This is a genomic window from Mesorhizobium sp. M7A.F.Ca.CA.001.10.2.1, from assembly GCF_003998575.1.
In the GTDB taxonomy this organism is placed as follows: Bacteria; Pseudomonadota; Alphaproteobacteria; order Rhizobiales; family Rhizobiaceae; genus Mesorhizobium.
Genome location: NZ_RZQY01000920.1, coordinates 1 through 1,787 on the forward strand (window position 1 = coordinate 1; position 1,787 = coordinate 1,787).

General features: G+C 61.2%; 1 protein-coding gene and 1 pseudogene. One reads left to right on the forward strand and one right to left on the reverse strand.

The features are described 5' to 3' along the window. On the forward strand, positions 1-1,461 hold a 1,461-nt coding region (locus EN964_RS33475), incomplete at its 5' end, for a bifunctional 2',3'-cyclic-nucleotide 2'-phosphodiesterase/3'-nucleotidase (RefSeq protein ID WP_127277376.1). 34 nt (positions 1,462-1,495) lie between these two features. Here the strand turns inward: EN964_RS33475 and EN964_RS33480 are convergent. Continuing rightward, positions 1,496-1,787: pseudogene (locus EN964_RS33480) on the reverse strand (glycerophosphodiester phosphodiesterase); the annotation flags it as partial.

Consider the following 1,787-nt stretch of genomic DNA (forward strand, 5'->3'; position numbering starts at 1 on the left):
ACAGATCTCAAGCCCTATGTCATCCTCGACAAGAAGATCAAGGACGGTTCGGGCGCCGAGCAGCCGATCAGGATCGGCATCATCGGCTTCGTGCCGCCGCAGATCATGGTCTGGGATCTCAAGAACCTCGAGGGCAACGTCAAGACGCGCGACATCGTCGAGGCGGCCAAGGCCTGGGTGCCGCAGATGAAGGAGGAGGGCGCCGACATCGTCCTTGCGCTGTCGCATTCCGGCATCGACGTGAAGCAGGGCGACATGATGGAGAACGCCTCGTTCTTCGTCGCCGGCGTCGACGGCATCGATGCGGTGTTCACCGGCCACCAGCATCTGGTGTTCCCCGGCAAGAAGGATTTCCAGTCGCTCGACGGTGTCGACACGCAAAAGGGCACGCTGCAGGGCAAACCCGCCGTCATGGGCGGTTTCTGGGGCTCGCATATGGGGCTGATCGACCTGATGCTGGAGCGTGACGGGTCGAAATGGAAGGTCGTTTCAGCCACCTCCGAAGCGCGGCCGATCTTCGAACGCCTCGACAACAAGAACAAGCCGACTGTCCCGGACGACAAGCGCATCATCGCGGCCCTCGACCAGGACCACCAGGCGACGCTGGCCTATGTGCGGCGTCCCGTCGGCAAGACCTCCGCGCCGCTTTATTCCTATTTCGCGCTGGTCGCCGACGATCCGTCGGTGCAGGTCGTCAGCCAGGCGCAGACCTGGTACCTCAGGGATATCCTCAAGAACACGCAATGGAAGGATGTGCCGCTGCTGTCGGCGGCCGCGCCGTTCAAGGCCGGCGGGCGCAACGGCGCCGACTACTATACCGACGTGCCGGCGGGCGACATCGCCATCAAGAACGTTGCCGACCTCTATCTCTATCCCAACACCGTGCGTGCGGTCGAAATCACCGGTGCGCAGGTTAAGGAATGGCTGGAAATGTCGGCCGGCATCTTCAACCGGATCGAGCCTGATAAGGCCGACCAGGCCCTCATCAACACTAATTTTCCGTCCTACAATTTCGACGTCATCGACGGCGTCACCTACAAGATCGATCTGTCGCAGCCGTCGAAATACGATGCCAAGGGCGGGCTGGCCAACGCTGGCGCCAATCGGATCGTCGACCTGAGTTTCGATGGAAAACCAATTGATCCTAAACAGAAATTCGTCATCGCGACCAACAATTACCGGGCCGGTGGCGGCGGCAATTTCCCCGACATCAATGCCTCGAAGATCATCTACGAGGCGCCGGACACCAATCGCGATGTCATCGTCCGCTATATCGTCAGCGAGGGCACGATCAACCCGTCGGCGGACGACAACTGGTCGTTCGCACCGCTGCCTGGAGCCAGCGCCGTCTTCGAAACCGGCCCCAGGGCCAAGGATTTCATTGCGCAGGTGAAATCGCTGAAGATCGAACCGGCGGGCGAGGGCGAGGCGGGCTTCGCGAAATACCGCATCCTGCTTTGAAGGGTGGGCTGCGGGGCGGCTCGATCCAAGCCCCTTACGGCGTGGATTGATCCGAGCCGAAACGTTCCTTGATGTCAGGCATGACGAGATCCAGCGCATCCGTGGAAATGCCGCCGGAATAGCCGTCCGGCAGTTGCTTGATCAGTTCGGGATCGTCGAGCCCTTGCGAAAAGTCGCCGCCGGAATAAGGGCCGAGCAGATAGACGCGGCTGTCGACTCGTTGCATGCGATCGAGAAACCGGTTCGGCCACCCCCACATCCATTTCGCGACGTTGACGGGGATGAGCAAGGTGCCTCTGCGGCAGGCATCCGGAACGTAGCCGCTC